This window comes from Mesorhizobium sp. dw_380, from assembly GCF_018588885.1.
Classification (GTDB): Bacteria; Pseudomonadota; Alphaproteobacteria; order Rhizobiales; family Rhizobiaceae; genus Mesorhizobium.
In genome coordinates this window covers 1-1,308 of record NZ_JAFFIW010000112.1, presented here as the reverse complement: position 1 = coordinate 1,308, position 1,308 = coordinate 1, and the positions used below count along the sequence as shown (strand labels likewise).

At 60.2% G+C, this 1,308-nt stretch carries 2 protein-coding genes; both read left to right on the top strand.

The window, feature by feature from the left end:
• Window positions 1–458: 458 nt before the first annotated feature.
• The gene (locus JT360_RS33080; protein ID WP_214477642.1) at window positions 459–800 is read left to right on the top strand and encodes a hypothetical protein; all 342 of its coding nucleotides are present in this window, start codon (window positions 459–461) and stop codon (window positions 798–800) included.
• Window positions 797–1,048, top strand: a complete 252-nt coding sequence (locus tag JT360_RS33075; RefSeq protein ID WP_214477639.1) for a hypothetical protein — start codon at window positions 797–799, stop codon at window positions 1,046–1,048. The genes JT360_RS33080 and JT360_RS33075 overlap by 4 nt, the downstream gene beginning before the upstream one ends.
• Window positions 1,049–1,308: the final 260 nt, after the last annotated feature.

The following is a 1,308-nucleotide window of genomic DNA, read 5'->3' as shown; positions in this document are numbered from 1 at the left end:
GACCGTCAGCCGGATGCCGACGGCTCCGCACTCACTCTTCTCGTCGCAGTCTCCGACTATCAAACTCGATCCTGATAGAACTCAATGGGGAGACCGGCGGGATCTGCCACGAAAGTGAACGAATGTCCTGTGTGAAAGTCTACGCGGATATGGATTTCTTGCGGCAATGAAGATGGCGATAGGCGCCGCGCGACGCGCCGATCCACAAGGCGATCCCAAGGATAACCATGACAGCCCAAGGTACATGGGGTTGCGAGTGAAGCTGTCGGGACCGGTCGTCACGCCCGTCAGCCGCTTGGCACGGCGCTTAAGCCCGACCAGCTTACCCCAATTGCAGATCGTTTGAGGGGCGAAGCTTACGCGCAAGCTCAGACACAATTCAGAAACAAACCAGAAAAACACCAGAAGGTCATCATCGGCTGCTGCACTGCAGCACTTGCTCGGATTGGCGACAAGCGATGCAAAGGTTCTCGATCAGCTTGATGGGCGCGTTGCTGGGCATTTCGCTCGTCACCGGCCCGGTTGAAGCTGGCGGGACCAAGGTTGCGACGACCCGGACCGAACGCTGCTCTAATCTCAGCCGCCAAATTGACGAAGCCCTCGAAACCCATCCCGCGGCAACGCAGGTCGCCGCGGCGAAGGCGCTGCAAAGAAGGGGAAACCGGCTCTGCGCCAAGAAGAAGGAGGCGCAGGGAATCCGGACGCTCGCAAATGCTTTGAAGCTGCTTGGCGTGACGCCGATCGATCCCGATGCAGTGCCACCTAAAGCCGACCTGCGTAGCAAGGAGAAAAAGCCATGAAGAAGTCCCTCCTTTCCGCCCTCAGCCTCGCCGTTGCTCTGGCCTTATCGATGCCGGTTCTCGGCAACGCCGCCACCAAAACGGCCGCTCCGGCTGCCACGACCACGACGGCCGCAACCACGGCTGCGAAGCCGCACCAGAAGAACGTAGCGAAGAAGAAGGTTTGCAAGCCGACCAAGAAGCACAAGTGCCCGGTGAAGCACAGGAAGCACACTGCGAAGGCTGCGGCACCCAAAAAGACCTATTGAGCCCCGTGCCATAAGAAGGCCGTTCCATCTGCCATTCACGTGGGGCGGCCTTTCTATTGCGGCCGACGCGGACTGGCCAGCCCAGCAGACTGTCCGGGCCGCTTCGGAGGGCGCCCAACGGACGCTCCGGCAGCGCGCGCTTTCCATATCCGGGACTTCGCCCTCGTGAAAAAGATGGATGACGACGAACGGCTATCGATACCTTGTTGCAGGTGGCGGCCGCACTGAATGCACCTCGTCAGACGGCTGTCTAAGGATCG